Below are 26,601 nucleotides of genomic sequence, written 5' to 3' on the forward strand. Positions count from 1 at the left end.
GTTATCCCGAAGCGTCGGGATAACTTTTAATTTTCAATTTTTAACTTTAATTTTATCGGGGGTGATTTAATGGAAATTACAGATATTAAGGCTCAGGAGATCAGTGAGCTGATAAAAAAACAGATAACTGATTTTGAAAAGCGTGTTGATGTGAGTGAAGTCGGCACGGTTGTTAAGGTCGGAGACGGGATTGCAAAAGTCTACGGGCTTGACAAGGCAATGGCGTCTGAACTCCTTGAATTTCCAAATGGGGTTTTTGGCATGGCGCTTAACCTTGAGGAGGATTCTGTCGGCATAGTTCTTTTTGGCGAGGACACTCTTATTAAAGAAGGCGATATAGTCAAGCGTACGGGCAGGATTATGGAGGTGCCTGTTGGAGACGCCTTATTAGGCAGGGTGGTTAATGCAATAGGACAGCCGGTTGACGGAAAGGGTCCGGTAAATACAAAAGACAAAAGAATGGTTGATGTTGTTGCGCCCGGCATAATTGACAGACAGCCTGTCAGAGAGCCGCTTCAGACAGGGCTTAAGGCAATAGATGCAATGATTCCCATAGGAAGAGGGCAGAGGGAACTCATCATCGGCGACCGCCAGACGGGAAAAACAGCAATAGCTATTGACGCAATAATAAATCAGAAGGGCACAGGCGTTGTGTGCATATATGTTGCAATAGGACAGAAGCGGTCCAATGTCGTCCGTGTTGTTAAAAAACTTGAGGAAGAGGGAGCTATGGAGCATACGATTGTAGTCACCTCTGCTGCAAGCGAGCCGGCCCCGCTTCAGTACATTGCCCCTTACACAGGATGCGCAATCGGCGAATATTTCAGAGACAACGGCAGACATGCTTTGATAATTTATGATGATCTGAGTAAACAGGCAACCGCATACAGACAGCTTTCGCTTCTGCTCAGAAGGCCGCCGGGACGTGAGGCCTTTCCGGGCGATGTCTTTTATCTGCATTCAAGGCTTCTTGAAAGGGCGGCAAAGCTCTCGGATAAATTAGGCGGAGGTTCGCTGACAGCCCTTCCTATTATTGAAACGCAGGCAGGCGACGTGTCAGGCTATATTCCAACCAACGTTATTTCCATAACAGACGGACAGATATATCTTGAGCCCGAGCTTTTTTATGCGGGCATAAGGCCTGCGGTTAACGTAGGGCTTTCCGTGAGCCGTGTCGGAGGCGCCGCACAGACAAAGGCGATGAAGCAGGTTGCCGGAACACTCAGACTGGACCTTGCGCAGTTCAGGGAGCTTGCGGCTTTTGCCCAGTTCGGCTCAGACCTTGATAAGTCAACCCTTGCACAGATAGAGCGCGGCAAGAGAATGGTGGAACTTCTTAAGCAGGACCAGTTTGTGCCGCTTGCGCTGGAAGACCAGATAATTGGTTTATTTGCAGGCGCTAATGGTTATCTTGATGACATTCCGGTTGAATCCATTAAAAAGTTTGAAGATGAACTGCTCAAGTATATGGGCGATGCAAAAGAAGATATCCGTAAGGAGATAAGGGAAAAGAAGGCGATAGATGAAGCCCTGAAGGATAAACTCGCAAAATCAATAGATGAATTTAAGAAAGGATTCCAGGCATAACAACAGTGAACAGTGAACAATAAAAAAATAAATATAAACAACTTCCGGATTAAGGCATGGCTACTTTAAGAGACATAAAAAGAAGGATAAACGCCGTTAAAAATACAAAGCAGATTACCAAGGCTATGAAAATGGTGGCTGCTTCAAAGCTCAGAAAAGCCCAGACAAGGATGCTTGAGATGAGGGCTTATGCGGACAAGATGAATTCCGTGATTGCCGGTTTGTCGGGAGAAAGCGAAGGCCTGCACCCATTGCTTACCGTAAGGTCGAAAAAGACCGTTGAGGTAATTGTCATGACGAGCGACAGGGGGTTATGCGGTGCGTTTAATTCAAATATCTTAAAGACAGCGGCAAAGTTTATCGCAGAACTGAAACAAAAAGGATTTAACGTAAGCCTCAATGCGGTAGGTAAAAAGGCTTTTGATTATTTTAAAAGACGCAATGTTCCTATGCGCAAGACATGGACTGGATTGTCGGGAAAAGGGATTTATTCTGACGTGCAGAAGGTGGCTGTTGATGTTATTGATAACTATATTAATGAAACAATTGACGAAGTCTTTCTCATTTACAATGAATTTAAAACAGTTATGGCTCAAAAGGTCACAACGGCAAAGCTTCTGCCTGTTGCTCCTATAGAACTATCAAGAGAAAAGGCTGAAATGCCGGCATCTTTCATATACGAACCCTCGCGTGAGAATATCTTAAACCAGCTTCTTCCCAAGAACATAGAGGTGCAGGTTTACAGGTCCATCCTTGAATCACAGGCATCTGAAGAAGCTGCAAGGATGACGGCAATGGAAAATGCAACACAGAATGCGGATGAAATGATAGGCAAGCTCACGCTGCAGTACAACAAGGCAAGACAGGCAAATATCACAAAGGAACTTATGGATATAGTAGGCGGCGTGGAGGCGTTGAAATAATAAAAAACAGGGAATAGGGATTTGGGGTTTGGGATTGGTTTTATAATAATCCCTAATCCCCAATTACCAACCCCTGACATAATGGAGGGTATAAATCATGAATGAAGGCAAAGTTGCACAGGTCATAAGCGCTGTTGTTGATGTTGAATTTGAGAAAAAATTACCTGCAATTTTAAATGCGCTTGAAATTAAACAGCAGGGCGATATGCAGAAGGGCATACCCGACATCAATGTAACGCTTGAAGTTGCAAGCCATCTCGGTGAAAACATGGTAAGGACTATTGCTATGTCAACAACCGATGGGCTTGTAAGGGGGATGAAGGTGTTTGACACGGGCAAGCCTATTACGGTCCCGGTCGGCAATGAAACACTCGGAAGGATAATAAATGTCATAGGCGAGCCAGTGGATCAGCTCGGTCCGGTTAATGCCAAGGAAAGATGGCCTATTCACAAGGAGCCCCCTGAATTTGTGGAGCAGGAAACTACAACGCAGGTCTTTGAGACAGGGGTTAAGGTCTTTGATCTTCTTGTTCCGTTTGTCAGAGGCGGTAAGATGGGCATGTTCGGCGGAGCCGGAGTCGGCAAGACAGTTGTTATCATGGAGATGATTCACAATATTGCAATGGTTCACGGCGGTGTGTCTGTGTTTGCGGGCGTTGGTGAAAGGACCAGAGAAGGAAATGACCTGTATCTTGAAATGAAACATTCAGGCGTCCTTCCAAAGGCAGCTTTAATTTACGGACAGATGAATGAGCCGCCCGGCGCAAGGGCGCGGGTTGCATTATCAGCGCTGACAGTTGCAGAGAATTTCAGGGATCAGGGGCAGGACGTGCTTATTTTCATAGATAACATTTTCAGATATACACTTGCCGGCGCTGAGGTGTCAGCGCTTCTCGGAAGAATGCCGTCGGCAGTCGGTTACCAGCCCAACCTTGGAACGGACATGGGAATATTGCAGGAGAGAATTACCTCAACAAAAAAGGGCTCCATCACATCTATGCAGGCAATTTATGTCCCTGCCGATGACCTTACTGACCCTGCCGTTGCTACGGCATTTACGCATCTTGATGGAACAGTCGTTCTTTCAAGGCAGATTTCGGAGCTCGGTATTTATCCCGCCGTTGACCCCCTTGATTCAACATCAAGAATCCTGGACCCGAAGGTTGTCGGCGAGGACCACTATGCAGTAGCAAGGAAGGTTCAGGTAGTACTTCAGAGATATAAAGAACTGCAGGACATTATTGCCATTCTTGGAATGGAAGAACTGTCTGAGGACGATAAACTTACTGTTGCTCGCGCGAGGAAACTGCAGAGATTTTTAAGCCAGCCGTTCCATGTGGCAGAGACATTTACCGGAATGAAGGGTAAATATGTAAAACTTGCAGATACAATAAAAGGCTTTAAGGCTATTGCAAACGGAGAATACGATGATATCCCGGAACAGGCGTTTTATATGGCAGGCCCCATAGAAGAGGTTGAAGAAAAGGCTAAGAAATTAGGCTGGAGCAGAAAGGCTTAACAACAACAGTTAACTATTGACAGGTAACAGTAGACAGTGAAGAAAGACAATGGAAAACAAACTGAAGCTTGAAATTGTTACACCTTACGGCATGATTTTTAATGATTATGTTGAAGAGATTAATGCATCAGGAAGCGAAGGCGAATTCGGAGTTCTGCCCGGACATACGCCTTTTCTTGCAACCCTAAAAATCGGAATGCTGACTTACAAAAGAGGCAGTGAAACCGGACATTTTTTTGTCAATTGGGGATATGCCGAGGTGGGGCCTGACAAGGTAATAATCCTTGCGGACAGCGCTGAAAAATCTGAGGAAATAGAAGTTGAGAGGGCATTGTCGGCTAAAAAACGCGCTGAGGACAGACTTAAACAGGCAGAAAATGTGGACCATACAAGGGCTCTGGCATCGCTTGAAAGGGCCACGACAAGAATACAGATTTCCGAAAAAAGAAAGTGAGAAATGGGGAATAAAAAATAAAGTTTTTTATTCCCCATTTCTTAACTTCTCTTTCTAAGTTTTCCTTATTATCTATGATTAAACTCTTGATTTTTGACCTTGACGGCACGCTCGTAGACACATCACAGGATATTACAGACGCGGTTAACTATGCCTTGAAGCCTTTTAGTCAGAGAGCATATTCTGTTGAGGAGACTAAAGCTATGGTTGGCTCAGGCATATCAAAACTGATTGAATCCCTTGTACTTGCTGGAGATTTAATCCATCCTAACCCCCCTTTAGAAAAGGGGGGGCGGGGGGATTTTTCTGCTGTCAAAATAGCGCTCAACAGGTTTCTTGAATATTACACTGCGCATCTTTTGGATAATACAAAGCCGTATCCGGGTGTAAATGAAACGCTTTTAAAACTTGGAGATTATAAAAAGGCAGTTATCTCCAACAAGCGCGAGGCGCTGTCCAAAGGCGTTCTTGAAGGACTTGGTCTTTCAAAATTTTTTGAGGTTGTGCTTGGCAGCGACAGCGTTGCTGAAAACAAGCCTTCACCAGTGCCGGTGCTGGAGGTTTTAAAAAGATTGAGCGTGCCGAAGCAAGAGGCGGTTATGATAGGAGACAGCAATTACGATGTTGAATCAGCGCATTCCGCCGGGATAAAAATTATCGCTGTCACGTACGGATTCCGCAAAAGGGATATGCTGAAAGATGCGGATTTTATGATAGATAGTTTTGGGGAAGTGACAGGCGTGCTGGCTGAAATTAATAAATTCAGATAAAGGCACATATGTCTTTATTATCTATACGGATAGAATGAAACCCAAACCCGACGAGACATACGACAGCATTAAATATATAAAACTTTTCCAGGCAAAAACCGGCTACAGGTTCAGCGTTGATGCGCTTTTGCTTGAGGATTTTATTTACTGTAAAAGCCGTTGCAGAGGCATAGAGCTTGGCGCAGGCTCAGGGATTATATCAATGCTCCTTGCAAAAAGGAATAAGAATATAAAATTAACCGCAGTAGAATTGCAGGAGCCCCTTGCCGGGTGTGCGGAGAAAAATGTTAAACTGAACAGGCTAAGCAACAGGATTGAGGTCATGAATGAAGACATAAGAAATCTTAAAAAAATATTCCCTTCCGGAAAATTTGATTTTGCATTCTCCAATCCGCCCTTTAGAAAAACCAGATCAGGACGTTTAAGCACGGACGAAGAACGCGCAGTTGCAAGGCATGAGATAAAAATAACCCTGCCTGAATTAATTGACACTGCCGCTTATCTTATAAAAAATGCCGGCAGCTTTTTTATGATTTATCATCCATTCAGGCTTGTGGAAGTAATTGTTCTCCTACAAAAGGCGCGCCTTGAGCCTAAGAGACTGAGGTTCGTGCATTCACGGGCGGGCGAAGAGGCAAAGATGGTCTTGATTGAGGCAGTCAAAGGCTCAGGCGCGTGGCTTAAGATTGCTCCGCCGCTTTATATCTACGAAAAGGGCAGTGAATACACGGCTGAGATGAAAAAAATTTACGGCGAAGGTTGACACTGCTTTAAGATAGCTGTTATTATTTCAAACTCTACACTGTTAACTGTCAACTGTTCACTGTTTTTAAGGGGCTGTAGCTCAGTTGGGAGAGCGCTTGAATGGCATTCAAGAGGTCGACGGTTCGATCCCGTTCAGCTCCACCAAATATTTCCTGAAAGATTTTGTGGAGAGCGTCCCGACTTCTCGGGATTAGCTCTACTTTAATCTTTTTTACACCGCTATTTCTAACGCTATCTTGTCATACCTTATGATAGGTGCTGTCTTATTATTTTCTGCTTTCTTTTCAATCAGTCCGATACGCTCCAAGTACTTCACGTCATCAACCACATTCTTAACATCCCTTTTTGCCATCCGTGCAAGTTCATTGAGTGAAGAAGGTTTTTTTATCTTGATGATGTGCAGGAGTTCAAGCCTTTTAGGGGTCATAACCTTTCTAAACGCTGTAAACGTGGTGAAGTAAACACCTGTTTCCTTCTTTACTTTTTCTCCTCTTGCAATAGCCTCGCCGGTCTTTACAAAATCATCAAGTGCTGTTTTTATGTCCTTAATGCCTATCTTGATTTTTTTTACTCTCATAGTTCACCTCTCTTGTATTTTTCAACATCATTATAAAAGTCATATGCCAATTTTCTAAGGCTGACAAATTTATAAGCCCCAGTCCTTTCTTTTACATGCCTGTGGTCTCCTTTGCCTTCTGCATTGTCATAGCCTATCACCCTTACTTCATTTACAACATAAACCAGTGAATATTTATAGCCATGCGGTTTGTCCTCTGTGGGTTCTGGTAATTTCCACATCTTAATCTCAATAGTGTTTTCAAGCTCATCTATAATTTTTTCAGACCTTATTAAATCCGCTTTCATTAATGGTATATTATACCTATGAGATAATTATGTCAACCATAACAGTTAATTGTATAGTTTTTGTATGTTTGACAAGGGAAAAGAAGGGATAACACCGGATAAGATGTTATCCCCTAAGTTTGAAATTCTCAAGCAGTATCAAGCACTATCTGACATCAGATGAAATACAGGCTTGGCTTGGAAATAAATGGCATTCAACAGGTCGTCCCGATCCCTCGGGATCAGTTCCGCTTTTTACGTTACTTATAAAATTCTTCAGGCAGGTTAAATTCAGGATATTTCTGCATTATTCTAATCATTATAACCTTAGCTAAAATTTCTGAAAATTCTCCTGATAGTTTTCTGTATTCCCGCAGAACTTCCCTTAGAATTATTTCCGGATCTCCTGAAATAGAGGTGACATTTTCATTAATATCTACAAAGAGATTTTTTATATGGCGGATTTTATTTACAGCTAAATCCCCGAACAGCTTCTTTTTGCTTTTAATTATTTCAGTAAGTAATTCTATGTAGATTTCCTCAGTTGTCATTTGAGAGATTTTATCCCTATATTTCCGGCGGCAATGAATGCAATTGCCCCTGCTGTAATAAGTATTCCCATTATAATCATAAGCGAACCTTCACTTATTAATCCGAATCCTGCGGCAAGCTCAAACCCTGCATGAAGAAAAACTGAAAAGAAAATGCCTGTAACCATCATCTTAATCATACGGCCGATACTTCCGCCGATTATTGGGATGACCCTGCTTAACATGACCATTGCAATTAGACTGCTTATCATGGCAATAATACCCGGAATGATCTCAGCATTTGATATCATAGCTTCCTCCTTTTTTCTGGATTTCCCTTCTCACAGACTACCACATATTGTCTCTGCGGTCAATAAAGATGAAGTTTTTTGTGTAAAACAGGGGCGTGCTACAGCGTGTTCAATAACTCTTTATACTCTTTGGGCGGGTCAATGATTTCCAGCCCCATGCTGTTTGTTAATCCGTGGGGCGGGGTTTTAAAGGACCATTTAACTTTGCAGTGGAGGTTTACTTTTTGACCTGAAGAAAGCTGAAATTTTAAATCAAATATCGTCCCGGGCTGAAAATCAATCATAGGATTTGTAGGCGCACTTATCATGTATATGCCTTCCTCTGAAAGATTTTCTAAATATCCTATATTATTTCCCTGACTTTCAGTGACAATCTCCGCTTTCAGCTTAATAACAATTCGCTTAGCGCGCCTTCTGTCGTCCATATTAATAATTCTACCACTATTATTAAATTTTTCAAAGGGGAATTTTCTTCAATGAAATTGATTTTAAACAATACCCTGTGTGATAATGAATAATGTTCATGAATATCGCACACTTTCAAAAACCAAGCAGGTACGCTGGCAGTGAGGTCAATATTATCCGTAAGGGTCAGGAGGCGCGGGTGAAGGCGGCTCTATGCTTTCCGGACACTTATGAAATCGGGATGTCTCATCTGGGGCTTAAGGTTTTATATTCAATAATAAACAATATCCCATATGCCTCTGCGGAAAGGGTCTTTGCGCCGTGGATTGATTATGAAAAATATCTGAGGCAGAAGGGGGAACTGCTCTCATCGCTTGAAAGCAGGAGGCCTTTAAAGGATTTTGATATTGTCGGTTTCAGCCTTCAATATGAACTCTCATATACAAATGTGCTAAATATGCTGGACCTTGGCGGAATTCCTGTCAGGGCGGAAGCCAGAGGCGATGAATATCCGCTTATAATTGCAGGCGGTCCGTGTGCGGCGAACCCTATGCCTCTTGCGCCGTTCATAGATGCGTTTGTCATAGGAGACGGGGAAGAGGCTGTAAAGGAAATTATAGATGTTTATGAAAGGGTCAGGGGACAGAGACAAAGAAAGGAATTCAGAATTCAGAATTCAGAATTCAGAAGTAAGGATGAATTATTAAAGGCGCTTTCGGAATTGGAGGGTGTTTATGTTCCGGCAGTGCACAAACCGGACAGGCGGAGAATAAAGAGAAGGATTGTTGAAAATCTTGATGAGGCGCATTTCCCTGAGGCGACTGTAGTGCCTTTTAACTCTATTGTGCATGACAGGATTGCCATAGAAGTGGCAAGGGGCTGCGCTGAAGGCTGCCGTTTTTGCCAGGCGGGAATAATTTACAGACCTGTAAGAGAGAGGAGTCCGGAAAAAATCCTATCGCTGGCCCATAAATTAATCGCAAACACAGGGTATGAAGAGGTCTCTTTTACATCGCTGAGCACAGGGGATTACAGCTGTCTTTTGCCTTTGATAAAGACATTTAACAGGGTATTTTTAAATCAGCGCATTGCTATATCACTGCCGTCATTAAGGGTAGGCTCTGTCAGCAGGGATGTGCTTGATGAAATAAAAAGCGTCAGAAAAACAGGCTTTACAATAGCGCCTGAGGCAGGAACAAAAAGACTCAGAAATGTAATCAACAAAAATCTGGAAGATACGGATTATGATGCGGCTCTTGAGAGGCTTTTCAGCGCCGGATGGAAAAATATAAAGTTGTACTTCATGATAGGGCTTCCCACTGAGACAGAGCATGATATAGAAGGGATAATGAACATGGTAAGGCACGCTTCAAGGAAAGGCAGGGAGTTAACAAAGCGCAGTGTAAATATCAATGTCGGCATTTCCGCCTTTGTGCCTAAGCCGCATACTCCGTTTCAATGGCTTGGACAGATGCCTTTTAAAGAATTAAGAAAGAGGCAGGATTATCTCAGGAATACATTGCAGAGGGGCGGATTTAATTTCAAGGGACAGCATGTTGAAGTAAGCCTTCTTGAGGCGGCGCTGTCAAGGGGAGATTCGGATATGGCATTGCTTGTTGAGACCGCATGGAAGCTCGGCTGTACCTTTGACGGGTGGTCTGAGACATTTGATTTTCAGAAGTGGCTTAAGGCGGCTGAAATGACAGGCATTGATATAATGAGCCGGGCTGAAAGAGAGTATGAACTTGATGATAAGCTGCCGTGGGATATTATTGATACTGATGTTACAAAAGAATTTCTGATGAATGAATTTCAAAATGCGTTTAAGGAGCATACGACTGAAAACTGCAGGCAGGTCTGTCACAACTGCGGGCTGGGATGCGGAGAAAAGATTCAGGGGTTAGGAGTCAGGAGTCAGGAGTCAGAATATAACGTACGGCAGTCAGACATTATGCCTTCCTGCCGTACGGACACACATCACGCATTACCAATCCGGATAAGAATGGTTTTTTCAAAGACCGGAGCGCTGCGTTATCTCTCACACCTTGAAGTGGTCAGGGCGCTTCTCAGGGCAATGAAAAGGGCGGGAGTGCCGCTAACTTATACGAATGGTTTTCATCCGCTTCCAAAGGTATCATTCGGACCTGCGCTTTCTGTCGGCATTGAAGGGCTCAATGAATATTTTGACGCAGAGGTTTATGCCCCTGTGAATACGGGTGAAATTATTTCAAAGGTGAATGCTGTGCTTCCGGAAGGGCTTAGGATTGTACGCGCTTTGGCGCTTGGAGTCAGGGTAAAAATAAATGATGATTTTATTTTTAAATACGAATATGAAATAATATCTGACAAGACGCTTTTGAACAGGGACTTGCTCCTGAACTTTATGCAGAGCTCTCAGCATCTGATAACAAGAGAAGGAAGGACAATTGATATAAGGCAGATGGTTGAAGGGGCGGACATGGGTGATGGAATTTTAAGGCTTGCTATGAAGGATGCAGGCGGGACAAAAGTAAGGCTTTATGAAATACTTGAAGCTGTTTTCCGGTTGTCAAAAGACGAGTTGTATGGGCTTGAGATAAAAAGGACCGGTATTCATGCCGAAAGACAAAAACAATCAGATAAGCCTTCAATGACCGAAAGAGAGATGGAGAAAGCATGGCTAATGATATAGTGTTGAACGTAAACAGGGAAGAAACGAGGCTGGCGCTGCTTGAGTCAGGCCAGCTTGCCGAGCTGTACTTTGAAAAGAAAAAGGATATTAGTCCGGTAGGCAATATTTATAAAGGCAAGGTTGTGAAAATCCTGCCGGGCATGCAGTCTGCATTTGTTGACCTGGGAGTCGGAAAGGCCGCATTCCTGCATGTTGCCGATGTGTATTCAAATTTTGACTATTCCCTGTTTGGCGAGGATATAACAGATGTATTTCCGCCCCATCTGGTAAAGATTGAAGAGCTTTTGCAGGAAGGGCAGGACATTGTTGTGCAGGTTTCAAAAGATTCCATCGGCACAAAGGGCGCAAGGGTGACGTCGTATATAACCCTTCCGGGAAGGTATCTTGTGCTTATGCCCGGGGTTGAGCATATCGGAATTTCAAGAAGGATTCTTGATGAGAATGAGCGGACGAGGCTCAAGGAAATCGTCAACAGCATTAAGCGTCCGGGTTTCGGCCTTATTGTGAGGACGGCAAGCGAAGGATGCACTGAAGAAGAGCTTAAAAAAGATATAGAATTTCTGATGTTATTATGGGAGAATATTCAGCAGAAGAAGGACAAAGTCGGCGCACCGCATATCCTTTACAATGATTTTGACATTGTGCTCAGAGGTGTGAGGGACCTGCTCGGGCATTCTGTGAACAGGGTAATTATTGACTCAAAGGCTGAGTATAAAAGAGTCGTTGATTTTGTTAATACCTATTTCCCGAAGCTTATATCAAGGATAGAGATTTATGACAGCCCCGAACCTATTTTTGATTTCTTCGGCATTGAGCTTGAAATACCCAAGGCGCTCGGCAGGAAGGTGTGGCTCAAATCAGGCGGATATATCCTTATTGACCAGACAGAGGCGCTGATTGCAATAGATGTAAATACAGGGAAATACGTCGGCAAGGTGACGCTTGAAGATACAATACTTAAGACCAACCTTGAGGCTGTAAAAGAGATTGCGTATCAGATACGGCTCAGAAATCTGGGCGGCATAATAATCATAGACTTTATTGACATGGAAAAAGAGGAAAACAGAAAGAAGCTGTTTACCGCATTTCAGGAGGCCATGACTAAAGACCGCGCAAAAAGCACAATACTTCAGGTTTCTGAGTTAGGGCTTATTGAAATGACAAGGAAAAGGGTGAGGGAGAGCCTTGGAAGGTCTCTCTGCGAGCCTTGTTCTTATTGCGAGGGAAAGGGTTTTGTAAAATCCCCGGTAACCGTTTGTTATGAGATATTCAGGGAATTAAGGAAAATAGGTTCAGATGAGAAGAACGGCAAGATAATTGTAACCGTGCATCCTCAGGTAGCAGACCTTTTCTATGAAGAGGAAAGGGAAGGCGTTGACGAGATTGAAAAGACCTATTCACTGAAGCTGATAATCAAGGCTGATAAGAATTTCCATCAGGAATATTACGAGATAACAACGGCGTAATTAAAATTGTTCAAGATTGTTCAAAGTTGTTTAAATGGTTCAAGATTGAACTTTTGAACTTTTTGAACCATATTGAACAATTTTGAACTATTTCTTTCTGGCTATGAACGGCAAAATAGAAAAATTAATAGACATAATCAAACCGATGGACGGCGCTGTAATCGCTTTTTCAGGAGGCGCTGACAGCACGCTCGTCTTAAAGGCTGCTTCTATGGCAGGGCTTCAGCGCATTCTTGCCGTAACCGCAGTTTCAGAAAGCCTTCCGGGCGATGAACTTTTATTTGCAAAGCAAGTTGCGGTTTCTCTCAGCGTACCGCACAGGATAATTGAGACAAAAGAGCTTCAGGACGAAAATTTTGCAAGCAATCCTCCTGAGAGGTGCTACTACTGTAAAAAAGAGCTGTTCTGCAAGCTGCAGAAGATTGCAATTGAAGAAGGGTTTCCCAATATTCTTGACGGCACTAATGCAGATGACAGGTATGACCACAGGCCCGGCAGGCGCGCCGCGGCTGAGACCGGCGTCAGAAGCCCGCTGCTTGAGGCAGGGCTTACCAAAAAAGAAATAAGGGACATCTCTTTTGAACTCGGGCTTGCGACCTGGGATAAGCCTGCGGCCCCGTGCCTTGCATCGCGCTTTCCCTACGGTCATAAAATTACTGCTGAAAATCTGCAAATGGTTGCGAAAGCTGAAGAGTTTCTAAGGAAATTCGGTTTGAAAGAATTCAGGGTGAGACACCACGGCGATATAGTGAGGATTGAGGTTATTCCTGAAGATATGGCAGTCTTTGAAAATAATGAGACACGCATGCAGACTGTTGATTTTTTCAAGACGATTGGTTTTAAGTATGTTGCACTGGACCTTCAGGGCTTCAGAAGCGGAAGCCTGAATGAATGAACTCCAGTACAGCAAAGAACTTTTTAAATGCGTAAGGTGCGGCGCATGTAAAGCGCTGTGTCCCACATACCTGACGTTCCTTGATGAAGCAATGGGCGCCCGCGGCAGGGTGGCAATGTTAGGGGCGGTTAATGCTGACAGGCTTGAACCCACCGGAGGACTTTCCGAAAAAATTTTCAGCTGTATTCTCTGCGGCGCATGCAAGGACCAATGTCCGACCGGCATTGATATTTTAGAGACAATATATCACGGAAGGATTAAGCTTAAAGATTTTTACGGCAGGGGGCGTCTGCTCAGGAAGGCTGTGAAATTTTCCCTTCCCATGATGAATTCTGTTTTCTTTGTTTTACGCAGTCTGCAGAAAATTTTATATCATCCGCTTTACAGAACGGGCAGACTGCCGTATATTCCTGAAATAGCCCGCGTCCCTTTTAAAAACAGCGCACAGGTTTATAAAAATACAAAAAGGATAGGCCGGGTGGCAATCTTTGCAGGATGCAGCGTTAATTATTTTCACCCGCACCTTGGCGACAGCCTTCTGAACATCCTTCTTGCAAAGGGGTATGAGGTGATTGTGCTTAAAGGCGAGGTCTGCTGCGGCTCTCCCATGAGGGCCATGGGACTTGAAGAGAATGCAATAGCGCTTGCGAAAAAAAATACAGGGCTTTTCAATAAAATCAGGGCTGAGGCAATACTTTCCATGTGCCCGACTTGCACTATGGTGATAAGAAAGGAATATCCCCTGCTGATAGGCGGCAGCATTGAAAAAATTATGGATGTCAATGAATTCTTTATTAAGAACGGTATGCTTAAGGGGCTTAAGATTAGTCCCAGAGCCATTACATACCATGACCCGTGCCATCTTAATTACGGGCTGGGCATAAGGAACGAGCCGCGTGAAATTCTGAAAAATATTGAAGGCGCTGAATTCGTTGAAATGCAGGATGCAGGGGACTGCTGCGGTTTCGGCGGTTTTTTCAGCGTCAGCTTCAGGAGCCTCTCAGAAAAAATAGGGAGCAAAAAGATTGAAAGCATTTCCAATACGCGCGCAAAAACGCTTGTGACCTCCTGCCCCGGATGCATGATGCAGCTTGAGAATATTAAAAGAATGGGTAATCTTAATATTGACATAGTGCATATGGTTGAGATGGTTGACGAGGCGATGCAGGGGTGAGGTTTTGTTATTTTTTATACAGATGCTTGTAAACGAAGTATATTACCCCTGCAATAAGCACTACAACCATTGCGTGGCTGAACGGCTTTGTGTATTTGTGCACCAAGGTCCAGTTTTGTCCTAAAAGGTAGCCGAGATACGCAAGGAATGTGTTCCAGAGGAAGCCGCCTAAAAAGGTAAATATGGTAAAACGCTTGAGGTTCATTTCAGCAATTCCTGCAGGGATTGAAATCAGGTGTCTTACAACAGGAACAAACCTGCTTATAAAGATTGTTTTTTCACCGTGCTTTGTAAACCAGTGATGAGTCCAGTCAAGGTCTTTTTTGTTGATAAGCAGATATTTGCCGTATTTTTCCAAAAAAGGCTCGCCGCCGTATTTGCCTATGAAATAAGACGCCTGCGAGCCGAATATGGTGCCCAGAGCGGATATAAATGAAACAAAAAAGAAATTGAATTCCCCTGTATATGCAAGATAGCCTGCAAAAGGCATTACCAGTTCACTTGGCAAGGGGACCATGGTGGACTCGGCTGCCATTAAAATAAATACACCGGGGTATCCCCATGTTGAGATTAAGCCGGTTGTGTATTTTGCCGCCTCTTCAATAAACTTTTCCGCAAGTTGCATGTTATCTCCCGATAAGACTCAATGTGCAAAAAAATGGCGCCCTGACAATGCAGGACGCCTTTTTCTGTCAGGCTGATGCCTGACTAAAACCCAGGGGTTCGGATCAGCCGCCATGCTGCTAAGAAATCCACCTGAGAAATCCTGATAAACGAAATTAAAACACTAATGCCTTTATGACGATCTTCTTGTTTGTTACTTAATCTGCAAGGTGCTGCTTCAGGAAGCTGGTTTAATTATAACAATCTGATTTGGTCTTGTCTACAAAAATTTTTAATGTGAAAATTTATTTTATAAAAATATTTAAATTCAAGAAGTTATGCTATTTATTAAATAAACTACTTTAAGTTGTAGAGCTTAATTGCCTTGTAAACTTCATTTATTGTTTCTTGGGCTGTTTTCCTTGCTTTTTCAGTTCCGGACTGGACAATATCTTTTATAACATCTGGTTTTTCCATGAGTCTCTTGCGGTTAGCCCATATAGGCTCCAATACTTTTAAAAGATTTTTAATCAAGATTGTCTTGCAGTCAAGACAGCCAATCCCTGCGGTGCGGCAGCCTTCTGCAACTTCATCCTGTTCTTTTTTTGTTGAATAAATTTTATGAAGCTGAAACACGGGTGAAAGTTCAGGGTCGCCTTTGTCAGTGCGTCTTACCCTCTGCGGATCAGTCGGCATTGTCTTTATCTTTTGTGCAACTTCTTCGGGGGTATCAGACAGATAAATGCAGTTGCCGTAAGTCTTGCTCATCTTTCTGCCGTCAAGGCCCGGCACTTTTGGAAACTCCGTCAAAAGCCCTTCGGGTTCAGGGAAGGTTTCGCCGTAGAGGAAATTAAACCTTCTGCAAATTTCTCTCGTTATCTCAAGATGGGACATCTGGTCTATGCCGACCGGCACATAGTTGGCTTTGTAGATTAATATATCTGCGGACTGAAGCACGGGATAACCGAGAAATCCGTAAGTGGCTAAATCCCTGTCTTTCACTTCTTCCTGTTTTTCCTTATACGTAGGTACGCGTTCAAGCCACCCCAATGGCGTTATCATTGACAGAAGGACATGCAGTTCGGCATGCTGGGGAACAGAAGACTGGATAAATATAGTTGACTTTTCAGGGTCCAGACCGGCGGCAAGCAGGTTGACAAGCAGGTCCTGTATGTTGTCCCTTATCTGTGATGTCTCGGCATACTGTGATGTAAGCGCATGCCAGTCAGCTACAAAATAATAACAATCATATTTATCCTGCAGTTTAACCCAATTTTGCAGGGCGCCGGCAAGATTTCCAATATGCAGCCTGCCGCTGGGCTGCATCCCGCTTAACACTCTTTGTTTGGACAAATTTTATTCTCCTTTAAAGAACGGATAGTTTAACATTGTTCAACATTGTTTAAATTGTTCAATAACAAAAGGAACGGATAGTTTAACATTGTTCAATCTAACTTCTTGTTCAAGATTGTTCAAAGTTGTTTAAATGGTTCAATCTTGAACGGCTTAAACGATTTAAACTAGTTGAACATATTTTAATTGTAATCCTAAAATAATTTTAACAACGTAAGGAAAATATTTACAAGCGGCATTACAAAATAATCCGCAAGGCCTGTGGCAATAAGGGCAATGACAATTATAAATCCAAACGGCTCAATCCTGCCGTATGAAACGGCATGCTTATGGGGCAGTAAGCCGATAAACACCCTGCCTCCGTCAAGAGGCGGTATCGGCATTAAGTTAAATGATGCAAGAACTACGTTAATTATGATGCTGGATGTAAACATTAATGTTAAAGGTGTGAGCACGGAAGAACTGAGGCCCGGAGAAACCACCAGATTTGCAGGGATGATAAGGCCCTTGAGGATAAGCAGGCTTAAAATTGCAAGGATGACATTTGTTGCAGGACCTGCGGCCGCCGTAACAGCCATGCCCTTTCTGTAATCTTTAAAATTCATGGGATTAATCGGGACCGGTTTTGCATATCCGAAAACAAACTGGCCGTTAGTGACAATAAGCAGCATGAAAGGCAGGATTATTGTGCCTACGGGATCAATATGCGCGAGCGGATTAAGCGTGAGTCTGCCCATTAATCTGGCGGTCGGGTCGCCGAGTTTGTTGGCGACGAAGCCGTGAGACACCTCGTGAAATGTTATCGCTATAAGTATCGGAAGCGCTGATACTGCAAGCTGTCTGAGAATGTTTGAGAGATCTAACATTACGGCTGTTTTGCCCTTTTGTTAGTTATGCCTTCAAGTCTCTTTTTTGAAACAGTTGCCCTTAAGGAATTTGGAAAGGAATCAATGACAGCCTTATAGTATTTTTCAGCATCTTCAATGCTCCCTGTGTGGAGCTTTGCCTCCGCATACATGAACAACGGCTCGGGTGAGGAAATCCTGCCTTTTTCACGGTATTCATCAACTGCCTGCGCATGTATAGCAAGAAGGTTTTCCCATTTAGCGTTTTTGTGGTAGCTTTGCGACAGGGTATCTTCCACAGGGATTTTCATTCCAGAACCCGGGTATTTTTGCAAAAATTCATAATAAAGGGGTTCAGCCTTTTCATACTGCGGAGGCGTATAGTCATTTATATAGATTGAAATCAGCCGCCAGTAGCTTTCCTGCGCAAGTGGTGTATCAGGATATTCTGCGATTATCTTAAGATATGTTGCCTCTATTTTTGGAAGCGCCGCCTCTCTGTCGCCGGTTTCAGTGAAGGTGAGTATCTCAGTGAACAGGTTAAATGCCTTTTCTCCCTGCTCCGCAGGAGTAAGTGTTTTCTTCACTTCTTCAGGCGGCTTTTCTTCTGTCTTTACCTGCGGCGCAGTTGTGCGCAGTGCAGCGCATGATGCAAGGCAAATAGCTGAGAACAGAAATATTAATGGAAAAAACTTCATTTTTTGACCTGAGTTCATTTGATAATTATACTTTAATCACTGAGGGAAAAGCTATTTTTACAAAGACATTATGCCTAATGCTTGTAAAAAGGGATTCTTCATTCGGAATAACAGATTGAAGAGTCAGATGCCGAATTTTTTCTTAAGGCTGTATACGGACGGGCGGCTGATACCGAGCGCCTTTGCTACTTTTGTGATATTGTTATTGCATGTGACAAGCGCTTCAATCAGCTTTTGTTTTTCAATAGTATCTCTTGCGTCTCTCAGAGTGGCAATATATCCGTCGGCTCCGAAATGCGGAAGATGCAGGTCCAGATCCTGAGGATTTATGTATTGGTCTGCGGAAACCACAATTGATTTTCTCACTTTGGCTATTATCTCTCTGACATTTCCGGGCCAGTCATAATTTTTTATTGCATCAACGGCATCCCTTGAAAATATTTTTGATACGCCCATCTCTTTGGAAAATTTGTTCAGGAAATATCTTGCGAGAATTATCTTATCGTCTCCTCTTTCACTGACAGGCGGAAGATTTATTTTAAATGTATTCAGCATGGAAATGAGGTCGCTGCCGAAGTAGCCTTTTGATGCGGTTGACCTGGTATCTGAAGAAGCTGAGACTATAAGCCGCACATCTGCCTTTATTCCGGTTTTTGCGCCAATCCTCTCAATGATTTTGTTATCAAAAAACTTTAAAAACCTCGGCTGTATGTCCGGTGTGAGCGCCTCAATTTCATTAAGGAACAACGTTCCGCCGTTTGCGTATTCAATCTTGCCTGTCCTGTTGTTGTTGCGGTCTGCGCTGAATGCGCCTTTTTCATAGCCGAAAAGCTCAGCTTCAAGGAGGTCTTCGGGAATTGCCGCACAGTTTATCGGGACAAAAGGCTTGTCTTTGCGCAGGCTTCTTTCATGAATGGCAGAGGCGGTCATTTCCCTTCCTGTCCCGCTTTCGCCGATTATGACTACAGGCAGGTCTGTTGTGGCTACGTTTCTTATCATAGAGAAGACCTCAAGCATCGGCCTGCTTGAGCCTACGAATTCTTCATTGATATCCAGACATTTCCCGACTTTCAGGATTTCAACATCTATGAAATTGAGCACCTTACAGATGTCCTCCAGAGTGAATGAACTGCACCTTGTGCCGAGCCTGTTAAGGAATGATTCTTTTTCGTGTTCAAGGAAGTAGTGAGGAGAGTGAAAATTCAGATTCCAGCCGCAGGAATTGCAGGTCCTGAGCTTGCGGACATTTTCAACACTGCAATACGGGCAGGTTGTTTTTTCTCCTATATTTTCCCTGATATAATCCCAGAGTTTTAACTTGGCGTCTCTATTTACGTTATAAAATTTTGCGGCAATTCCGCTTTGGTCTTTTCTTACGATTTCTCCCATGATTTCAAATTCGCCGTACTTCGGAAGTTCGTACTTAAGCCCTATGATTTTATTGCCGGGCTGAGGATGAGGGTAGTCAAGATATGCGCCGCTAAGGCTAAGTTCGGAAAACTTAGCCTTCTTTTCAACCATTCCCCTGCCGGTGATATTGTCTAAAATAACATTTACAGGGAGGTTAACCTGACATCTGACATCTAATCTTTGCATAGTTTATTTTAAGTGTGTTTAAGTATATAAAATATGCTAATTAAATTGCAATTAGACTAATATAATTTCAGTGTACCTCAGAAAAATGTAATTGTCAAGAAAATTTACACGATGAATAATAACATAAGGAAAACAAATAATAAACGAGAGAATTTTTTATTTGACAAAGTTTTAATACTTCTTTATTTTAATCCCCTGAAACAGTATTATATAAAGTAAAGCGACATAATCCCATGCAGACGGAAGATACCTAATTGTATTTACAGGAGTTAATCTTACAACTTCATGCCTTTTGGTCCCGCTACGGATGTGTGATACATCAGCCTTATGATATTGAGGTCGGCGCAGGGACTTTTAACCCGGCTACTTTTTTCAGGGTCATAGGGCCTGAACCTTGGCGCGCCGCTTATGTTGAGCCTTCAAGAAGACCGACAGACGGAAGATACGGAGAAAACCCAAACAGGCTCCAGCATTACTACCAGTATCAGGTTATACTGAAACCATCCCCGTCCGACATTCAGGACATCTACCTTAAAAGTTTATCCGAAATAAACATTGACGTTCAGAAACACGATATACGTTTTGTGGAAGATGACTGGGAGTCCCCTACGCTCGGCGCATGGGGGCTTGGGTGGGAGGTCTGGCTTGACGGAATGGAAATCACGCAGTTTACATATTTTCAACAGGTCGGAGGCCTTGAACTGAAGCCCGTATCCGCAGAGATTACATACGGGGTTGAGCGCATAGCCATGTATCTTCAGGAGGTTGATAATGTCTTTGACCTCAGATGGACTGACGGAATAAGTTATGGGGATATTCATCACGAAACAGAGGTGGAATTTTCAAAATATAATTTTGACGAGGCTGACACCGACATGCATCTGAGGCTTTTTGAAATGTACGAAAAGGAATCCCTGCGGCTTATCAGGCAGGGGCTGATATTCCCGGGGTATGACTTCTGCCTGAAATGCTCACATGCGTTTAACATGCTGGATGCAAGGGGAGCTCTGAGCGTGGCTGAAAGAACGGGTTATATCGCACGGGTAAGGAACCTTGCAAAACAGTGCGCTGAGGGCTATCTGAAACTGCGCGAGGAAATGGGATTCCCGCTCTTAAAAAACAGTTCAAATTTGTTTAAAATGGATAGCGAGCGAATAATATAAAGAAATTCCTTACATTAGATTCCCTGTGGTTTTGCCACAGGGAAGATTAATAGTTTAAGTTGTTTAAAGTTGAACTGTTTGAACAATCTTGAACAATATTAATTATGAAACCTTTACTTATAGAAATCGGCACTGAGGAAATTCCTGCCCGGTTTATCCCTGACGGGGTGAAATCCCTGAAGGATGGGCTTGTAAAATTTTTTGAAGACTCCGCCATAGATTTTGGAAATGTCTCTAAATACGCTACGCCGAGAAGGCTCGCGTTATTTATTGAAGATGTCTCTGAAAAACAGAAAGACCGGACAAAAGAGATCGCAGGTCCCCCTAAAAAAATTGCCTTTGATGAAAAAGGCAATCCGACGCAGGCTGCTATCGGTTTTGCAAAATCCTGCAACGTGGATGTGAAGGAATTAAAGACCGTCAGGACTGAACGCGGCGAATATCTGTCAGTCACGATTAGCGAAACAGGCAGGGAAACCATAAATGTGCTTTCTGAAGCGCTTCCAAAACTTATAACTTCTGTTCAGTTCCCTAAGTCAATGAGATGGGGAGGCAGCACCTTGAGATTTGCGCGGCCGATACGCTGGATTACGGCTATGTTCGGCACAGAGGTAATCTCCTTTGAACTTGACGGATTAAAAAGCAGTAATAAATCTTTTGGCCACAGATTCATATCCCCGGGACCTTTTGTAATAAACGACCCAGTATCATACAAAAATCTCTTAGCGGAAAACGGCATAATAGCCGACCCGGCAGAGCGCAGGGGGATAATCCTTGATGAGACAAAAAAAATTGAGTCTAAAGCAGGCGGCAAAGTCCATGAGGACGCTGAACTTTTAAACACAGTAACATTCCTTGTTGAATACCCGATGGTTATCATGGGGAATTTTGACCCTGCTTATCTTTCCCTTCCCAAAGAACTTATCGTCACAGTCATGAGGAGCCATCAAAAATATTTTTCCATGGAAGATAAGGCAGGAAACCTGATGCCCCATTTTGTTCTGGTAAGCAATACAAAGCCTGAAAATTCCGCTGCGGTGAAAAGGGGCGCAGAGAGGGTCTTGAAGGCCAGGCTTGAGGATGCGAGGTTTTATTACAATGAGGATGGGAAAAAGCCTTTGTGGGATTATGTTGAGAAATTAAATAAAGTCACTTTTCATGAAAAACTCGGCAGTCTTTATGAAAAGGCGGAGAGGATAGCATTTTTATCTTCATATATATGTGATGAGCTCGGCACGCCTGCAAAGGAAAATGTCCTGAAGACGTCTATGCTTGCAAAGGCGGACCTTGTGACCGGAGTTGTAAGGGAATTCCCCGAGCTTCAGGGCTATATGGGAATGGTTTACGCCGGGAATTCCGGCGAAGACGATGAGGTTGCTGCAGCAATTTATGAACATTACCTGCCGAGGTTTTCAGGCGATGTCCTGCCTTCAGGCGAAGTCGGCAGTATAATTTCCATTGCAGATAAGATTGATAATATTGCATCGTTTTTTCTCCTCGGACTTGCGCCAACAGGCTCTGAAGACCCGTTTGCATTAAGGCGTCAGGCCATGGGAGTGATTAATATTCTTGTCAATAAGGACTTCGTTGTTCCCCTTGAGCAGATTGTTGACAAGGCAGTGCAGGGCATTGAAGCATATCTTCCTGCAAGGAAGCCTCTTGACGAGGAGATTCTGAAATTTTTCTATCAGAGATTTGAGGGAATGCTTTTAAATGAGGGCTATGCTTATGACGTCATAGACTCGGTTTTTTCCGCAAAGGGCGGCGGCATCAGGGATATAAAGCAGCGGGTTGAAACGCTTTCTGACATGAGGGAGACGCCGGGCTTCCCGGAACTCGTTACAGCAGCAAAAAGGGTTTATAATATCCTTGCAAAAATAAAGGCAGGGCAATTCAATGCAAACATGCCCGCAGAGCCTGCGGAAAAAGAACTGCATCAGGCCGTTATGCATGTAAACAAAGAACTGATATGGAAAAATTACAATGCCCTTTTTGAGCTGAAAGAGCCTGTGAATAATTTTTTTGAAAAAGTGCTTGTAATGGATAAAGACCCTGCGGTTAAGGCCAACAGGCTGGCGCTGCTTTTAACGGTCAAAGAGGCCTTTAATTCACTCGGTGATTTTTCAAAGATCGTAGGGTAAATATATGACATGCATTTATGGTAAAATAAAAAACTGTGCGCATCTGAAATTTTAAATTAGGAATAACCAATAACTATCTCGGGAGGATTTTATGGCTAAAAAGTATGTTTATTTTTTCGGCGCCGGCAAGGCAGACGGCAATGCGGGGATGAAAAATCTCCTTGGAGGCAAGGGCGCAAATCTTGCTGAAATGGCCGGGCATAAAAATCTGAGGCTTCCTGTGCCGCCTGGATTTACCATCACCACGGAAGTATGCACTCTTTACTATGAAAATAACCGCAAATATCCAAAAGAGCTTGAGAAGCAGGCGGATGCCGCGCTTTTTAGGGTTGAAAAAATTATCGGGAAAAAACTCGGCGACCCAAACGACCCCCTTCTCGTTTCAGTGCGTTCAGGGGCGCGCAGTTCCATGCCCGGAATGATGGAGACGGTGTTAAATGTGGGGCTTACGTCAAAGACGATTCCCGGACTTATCAATAAGACAGGCAACGAACGCTTTGTATATGACGCTTACCGCAGGCTCATGATGATGTATTCAGATGTCGTGATGGAAAAGGCGGCAGGCGTTGAGCCTGAAGGCGGAGAAGGCATCCGCATGAAGCTTGAGCACGCAATGGAAAAAGTGAAGAAGGCAAAGGGCTATAAAAGCGATACTGACCTTTCGGTTGACGACCTTAAATTTCTGTGCAATGAATTTAAAATAATAATTAAAAACACACTTAAAAAAGATTTTCCTGATGACCCGCAGGAGCAGTTGTGGGGCGGCATAGGAGCGGTATTTCAGTCGTGGATGGGAAAGCGCGCTGTATCATACCGCAAGATAGAAGGAATACCCCAGCACTGGGGAACGGCAGTTAATGTCCAGTCAATGGTATTTGGCAATACAGGCGATAATTCCGCGACAGGAGTCGCCTTCACGCGCAATCCCGCAACCGGGGAAAATATGTTCTTTGGCGAATGGCTTCCCAATGCGCAGGGCGAGGACGTTGTTGCAGGCATCAGGACGCCGAATCCGGTGAACAAGGCGGGAAAGACCGATGACACCGCGCATCTTTCGTCGCTTGAAGAAAACATGCCCAAATTATACAGGGAATTATTCACATACCAGAAAAAACTCGAAAATCATTATACAGACATGCAGGACATAGAATTTACCATTGAAGACGGCAAGCTCTGGATGCTTCAGACCAGGGTCGGCAAGCGGAACGGCCAGTCAGCCATACGCATGGCAGTTGAAATGGCAAAGAAAAAATTAATTACAAAAGAGACTGCGATAATGCGTGTTAAGCCCGAACAAATTGATGAACTTCTCCACCCGAGCGTGGACCCTGCCGCAGAAAAGAAGGCTGTTGAGCTGGCAAAGGGACTGCCGGCAGGCCCCGGAGGCGCTGAAGGAAAAGCGGTTTTTACCGCCGACGACGCGGAGGCGTGGGCCAAAAAGGGCGAGAAGGTGATACTCGTAAGAAACGAGACCTCGCCTGAGGACGTTCACGGGATGCATGCGGCAGAGGCAATACTTACCGCAAAAGGCGGAATGACAAGCCATGCGGCGCTTGTCGCAAGAGGCTGGGGGAAATGCTGTATTGTCGGATGCTCCGCCCTGAACATAGACCTGCCGAAAAAAGAAATCCATGTAAACGGAAGGGTTGTCAGGGAGGGCGACTGGATTACATTAAACGGGACCAAGGGGCGTGTTTACGAGGGGCGGTTAAACCTCATGCCTGCGGACCCTGAAAATAATAAATGGTACAAGGAATTGATGACATGGGCGGATAAGGTGAGGACTTTGAAGGTCAGGACCAACGCAGATACGCCGAATGATGCGGCTGTGGCAAGAAACTACGGCGCGCAGGGAATAGGCCTCTGCAGGACCGAGCATATGTTCTTCGGTCCCGACAGGATAAAGGCCGTGCGCGAGATGATACTTTCAGACACGGTTGAAGGCAGGAAAAAGGCGCTTGCAAAACTCCTTCCGATGCAGAAGGGGGACTTCATAGGCATATTTGAGGCTATGAAAGGTCTCCCCGTAACCATAAGACTTCTGGACCCGCCGCTTCATGAATTTATTCCCCACACTGACAAGGACCTTATGGAACTGGCAAATGATATGGGTGTTTCCTTTGACCAGCTTAAAGCCAAGAACGCATCTCTTCATGAGTTTAACCCCATGCTTGGGCACAGGGGCTGCCGTCTCGGCGTGACATATCCTGAGATATATGAGATGCAGGCTCAGGCCATCATGGAGGCGGCATGTGAGCTTTCAAAAAATAAGGTGAAGGTGATTCCTGAAATAATGGTTCCGCTTGTCGGGCATGTGAATGAGCTTATAAAAATGAAGAAGGCTGTTATTTCCATTGCGACGCAGGTGCAAAAGGACTACAAGATAAAAGTGCCTTATACGGTTGGGACGATGATAGAGCTTCCGCGCGCCTGTGTAACATCTGACGAAATAGCGCCTGTTGCAGACTTTTATTCATTCGGCACCAACGACCTTACGCAGACGGTTTACGGGCTTTCGCGTGATGACGCCGGAAGGTTCCTGCCGTTTTATGTGGAAGACAAGATATTAAAAGACGACCCGTTCATCACCATTGACACAGAGGGGGTCGGCTCCATGATGCGCATGGCGGTTGAAAAAGGCAGGAAGGTCAAAAAAGACCTTAAACTCGGCATATGCGGGGAGCACGGAGGAGAGCCCAAGTCAGTTGAATTCTGCCACAGCATCGGGCTTAATTACGTAAGCTGTTCGCCTTACAGGGTGCCGATTGCAAGATTCGCGGCGGCTCAGGCTGTGCTCAAGGAAAAAGCCGCAAAGAAAACGGGAAAGAAGAAATAGGTTTAACTAAAAATATGGGTTTTAAAAAGAGGCGGCTTTTTTATAAGAGCCGCCTCTCTTTTGCAGTAACAGCGAACTCTATTCGCCGTAAACTACTTTTCCGCTTTTTGCAAACTGGGAAACAGGAGAGACGCCTTTTTTAAACTCCTCAGGAGACATGGTAATAATATCAAAAGGGAACAAATATTTTTTTATTAACCGCCACTCTACATCTCCTAACATTCCTGCCCTCTCAAAGATATCCTTTCCGCTAAAGTCCTTTGAAATCACAAGCACGTCAATATCGCTGTCTTCCCTGAAATTTCCCCTTGCATAAGAACCAAATAGTATTATTTTATTAATTTCAAGCCCCTTTTCATACAACAAATCCCTTAAATATTTTATTGCTTCTTTAATTTTTCTTTTAGCCATTTTAATAACCCCTTTGTATTTTTAAGTATATCGTCTGCTCTTTGTTTATTATATTCTTTGACGAGAATTTTTAATTCTTCCGGATAACGCGTAGGAGCGCTGACCTTAATTTAATTGGATACCAAATTCTTTAAAATTGTCAGGAAACGGCAGTTCAACTTTTTCAATCAGGTAAATAAGATTGTGAACCGGAGTGATTTGTTACACATTAAATCTCTTTATTATTATGGAGTAAGCTGTTTATTTTCAAAAATATTCACTTGATTTAAGTGTTCTTTAATTCTTTGGTTTGCTAATTTAACATAGGAAGGTTCAATATCATATCCGATATAATGCCTGTCATCTTTCAATGCAGTAAGGCAAGCAGTGCCGCTACCGCAGAATGGGTCTAAAACAACATCGCCCTTGAAAGTATATAGTTGAATCAATCTGTGTGGTAATTCTTCAGGAAATGGAGCGGGATGTCCAATACTTCGTGCAGAGACTGCTGGAAATGTCCAGACGCTTTTTGTCCACTCAAGAAAATCTTCTTTCGCAATTGTATCTTTTTTGCTTCCTCTTTTTCTTGAAAAAGATTCTTTTGAAAAAATTAAAATATATTCGTGAATGTCTCTCAATACTGGATTACCAGCAGACAACCAA

General features: G+C 43.7%; 25 protein-coding genes and 1 tRNA gene. 14 read left to right on the forward strand and 12 right to left on the reverse strand.

Going from position 1 to position 26,601, the window contains the following annotated elements:
• Window positions 1–69: 69 nt before the first annotated feature.
• From HZA10_07205 to HZA10_07235, 7 genes are all read left to right on the forward strand, one after another.
• Window positions 70–1,587: a F0F1 ATP synthase subunit alpha gene (locus HZA10_07205; protein ID MBI5196094.1), complete on the forward strand. Its 1,518-nt coding sequence runs from the start codon at window positions 70–72 to the stop codon at window positions 1,585–1,587.
• Between the two features lie 56 nt (window positions 1,588–1,643).
• Entirely contained in the window at window positions 1,644–2,510 is an 867-nt protein-coding gene (gene atpG / locus HZA10_07210; GenBank protein ID MBI5196095.1) for an ATP synthase F1 subunit gamma, read from the forward strand.
• 97 nt (window positions 2,511–2,607) lie between these two features.
• Window positions 2,608–4,029, forward strand: a complete 1,422-nt coding sequence (atpD, locus tag HZA10_07215) for a F0F1 ATP synthase subunit beta (protein MBI5196096.1) — start codon at window positions 2,608–2,610, stop codon at window positions 4,027–4,029.
• 49 nt (window positions 4,030–4,078) lie between these two features.
• Window positions 4,079–4,483: a F0F1 ATP synthase subunit epsilon gene (locus HZA10_07220; GenBank protein ID MBI5196097.1), complete on the forward strand. Its 405-nt coding sequence runs from the start codon at window positions 4,079–4,081 to the stop codon at window positions 4,481–4,483.
• Window positions 4,484–4,557: 74 nt separating this feature from the next.
• Window positions 4,558–5,253: an HAD-IA family hydrolase gene (locus HZA10_07225; protein MBI5196098.1), complete on the forward strand. Its 696-nt coding sequence runs from the start codon at window positions 4,558–4,560 to the stop codon at window positions 5,251–5,253.
• Between the two features lie 34 nt (window positions 5,254–5,287).
• Complete coding sequence (locus HZA10_07230; protein MBI5196099.1) at window positions 5,288–6,016, forward strand: tRNA1(Val) (adenine(37)-N6)-methyltransferase; 729 nt, start codon at window positions 5,288–5,290, stop codon at window positions 6,014–6,016.
• 70 nt (window positions 6,017–6,086) lie between these two features.
• Window positions 6,087–6,162 (forward strand) — tRNA-Ala (locus HZA10_07235).
• A gap of 67 nt (window positions 6,163–6,229) precedes the next feature.
• Here HZA10_07235 and HZA10_07240 read toward each other — a convergent pair.
• The 5 genes from HZA10_07240 to HZA10_07260 form a co-directional block, all read right to left on the reverse strand.
• Window positions 6,230–6,595, reverse strand: a complete 366-nt coding sequence (locus tag HZA10_07240; GenBank protein ID MBI5196100.1) for a hypothetical protein — start codon at window positions 6,593–6,595, stop codon at window positions 6,230–6,232.
• Window positions 6,592–6,882 (reverse strand): hypothetical protein, encoded by a 291-nt coding sequence (locus HZA10_07245; protein ID MBI5196101.1) that lies wholly within the window; start codon window positions 6,880–6,882, stop codon window positions 6,592–6,594. Before HZA10_07245 ends, HZA10_07240 begins: the two co-directional genes overlap by 4 nt.
• A 239-nt stretch (window positions 6,883–7,121) precedes the next feature.
• Complete coding sequence (locus tag HZA10_07250; GenBank protein MBI5196102.1) at window positions 7,122–7,412, reverse strand: hypothetical protein; 291 nt, start codon at window positions 7,410–7,412, stop codon at window positions 7,122–7,124.
• Window positions 7,409–7,702: a hypothetical protein gene (locus tag HZA10_07255; protein MBI5196103.1), complete on the reverse strand. Its 294-nt coding sequence runs from the start codon at window positions 7,700–7,702 to the stop codon at window positions 7,409–7,411. The genes HZA10_07250 and HZA10_07255 overlap by 4 nt, the downstream gene beginning before the upstream one ends.
• A gap of 98 nt (window positions 7,703–7,800) precedes the next feature.
• Window positions 7,801–8,127 carry a PilZ domain-containing protein gene (locus tag HZA10_07260; protein MBI5196104.1) on the reverse strand — a complete coding sequence of 109 codons (327 nt, stop codon included), beginning with the start codon at window positions 8,125–8,127 and terminating at the stop codon, window positions 7,801–7,803.
• Between the two features lie 98 nt (window positions 8,128–8,225).
• On the opposite strand from HZA10_07260, the gene HZA10_07265 reads away from it, so the two are divergent.
• From HZA10_07265 to HZA10_07280, 4 genes are all read left to right on the forward strand, one after another.
• Window positions 8,226–10,778, forward strand: coding sequence for a TIGR03960 family B12-binding radical SAM protein (locus HZA10_07265; GenBank protein MBI5196105.1), 2,553 nt, complete (start codon window positions 8,226–8,228; stop codon window positions 10,776–10,778).
• Window positions 10,763–12,244, forward strand: a complete 1,482-nt coding sequence (locus tag HZA10_07270) for an Rne/Rng family ribonuclease (protein ID MBI5196106.1) — start codon at window positions 10,763–10,765, stop codon at window positions 12,242–12,244. The genes HZA10_07265 and HZA10_07270 overlap by 16 nt, the downstream gene beginning before the upstream one ends.
• Before the next feature lie 103 nt (window positions 12,245–12,347).
• Window positions 12,348–13,139 carry an ATP-dependent sacrificial sulfur transferase LarE gene (larE, locus tag HZA10_07275; protein ID MBI5196107.1) on the forward strand — a complete coding sequence of 264 codons (792 nt, stop codon included), beginning with the start codon at window positions 12,348–12,350 and terminating at the stop codon, window positions 13,137–13,139.
• Window positions 13,132–14,313: a (Fe-S)-binding protein gene (locus HZA10_07280; GenBank protein MBI5196108.1), complete on the forward strand. Its 1,182-nt coding sequence runs from the start codon at window positions 13,132–13,134 to the stop codon at window positions 14,311–14,313. Before larE ends, HZA10_07280 begins: the two co-directional genes overlap by 8 nt.
• A gap of 7 nt (window positions 14,314–14,320) precedes the next feature.
• On the opposite strand, the gene HZA10_07285 is transcribed toward HZA10_07280, so the two are convergent.
• The 5 genes from HZA10_07285 to HZA10_07305 all read right to left on the reverse strand — a co-directional run bounded on the left by HZA10_07285 (window position 14,321) and on the right by HZA10_07305 (window position 19,408).
• The gene (locus HZA10_07285; GenBank protein MBI5196109.1) at window positions 14,321–14,938 is read right to left on the reverse strand and encodes a DedA family protein; all 618 of its coding nucleotides are present in this window, start codon (window positions 14,936–14,938) and stop codon (window positions 14,321–14,323) included.
• A gap of 335 nt (window positions 14,939–15,273) precedes the next feature.
• Entirely contained in the window at window positions 15,274–16,269 is a 996-nt protein-coding gene (gene trpS, locus HZA10_07290; GenBank protein MBI5196110.1) for a tryptophan--tRNA ligase, read from the reverse strand.
• Window positions 16,270–16,463: 194 nt separating this feature from the next.
• Window positions 16,464–17,135, reverse strand: coding sequence for a site-2 protease family protein (locus HZA10_07295; GenBank protein ID MBI5196111.1), 672 nt, complete (start codon window positions 17,133–17,135; stop codon window positions 16,464–16,466).
• Entirely contained in the window at window positions 17,135–17,812 is a 678-nt protein-coding gene (locus HZA10_07300; protein ID MBI5196112.1) for a tetratricopeptide repeat protein, read from the reverse strand. The genes HZA10_07295 and HZA10_07300 overlap by 1 nt, the downstream gene beginning before the upstream one ends.
• Before the next feature lie 123 nt (window positions 17,813–17,935).
• Window positions 17,936–19,408 carry a sigma 54-interacting transcriptional regulator gene (locus tag HZA10_07305; protein MBI5196113.1) on the reverse strand — a complete coding sequence of 491 codons (1,473 nt, stop codon included), beginning with the start codon at window positions 19,406–19,408 and terminating at the stop codon, window positions 17,936–17,938.
• Window positions 19,409–19,662: 254 nt separating this feature from the next.
• On the opposite strand from HZA10_07305, the gene HZA10_07310 reads away from it, so the two are divergent.
• The 3 genes from HZA10_07310 (at window position 19,663) to HZA10_07320 (ending at window position 25,548) form a co-directional block, all read left to right on the forward strand.
• Window positions 19,663–20,571, forward strand: coding sequence for a glycine--tRNA ligase subunit alpha (locus HZA10_07310; GenBank protein MBI5196114.1), 909 nt, complete (start codon window positions 19,663–19,665; stop codon window positions 20,569–20,571).
• 104 nt (window positions 20,572–20,675) lie between these two features.
• Window positions 20,676–22,712: a glycine--tRNA ligase subunit beta gene (locus HZA10_07315; protein MBI5196115.1), complete on the forward strand. Its 2,037-nt coding sequence runs from the start codon at window positions 20,676–20,678 to the stop codon at window positions 22,710–22,712.
• A gap of 91 nt (window positions 22,713–22,803) precedes the next feature.
• Window positions 22,804–25,548 (forward strand): pyruvate, phosphate dikinase, encoded by a 2,745-nt coding sequence (locus HZA10_07320; protein MBI5196116.1) that lies wholly within the window; start codon window positions 22,804–22,806, stop codon window positions 25,546–25,548.
• A gap of 78 nt (window positions 25,549–25,626) precedes the next feature.
• Here the strand turns inward: HZA10_07320 and HZA10_07325 are convergent, their stop codons facing one another.
• Both HZA10_07325 and HZA10_07330 read right to left on the reverse strand, forming a co-directional pair.
• Window positions 25,627–25,959 carry a nucleotidyltransferase domain-containing protein gene (locus HZA10_07325; GenBank protein MBI5196117.1) on the reverse strand — a complete coding sequence of 111 codons (333 nt, stop codon included), beginning with the start codon at window positions 25,957–25,959 and terminating at the stop codon, window positions 25,627–25,629.
• Window positions 25,960–26,183: 224 nt separating this feature from the next.
• Window positions 26,184–26,601 (reverse strand): site-specific DNA-methyltransferase (locus HZA10_07330; GenBank protein ID MBI5196118.1); only part of this gene is annotated, 418 nt, incomplete at its 5' end.

Source organism: Nitrospirota bacterium (assembly GCA_016212185.1).
Taxonomy (GTDB): domain Bacteria; phylum Nitrospirota; class Thermodesulfovibrionia; order UBA6902; family DSMQ01; genus JACRGX01.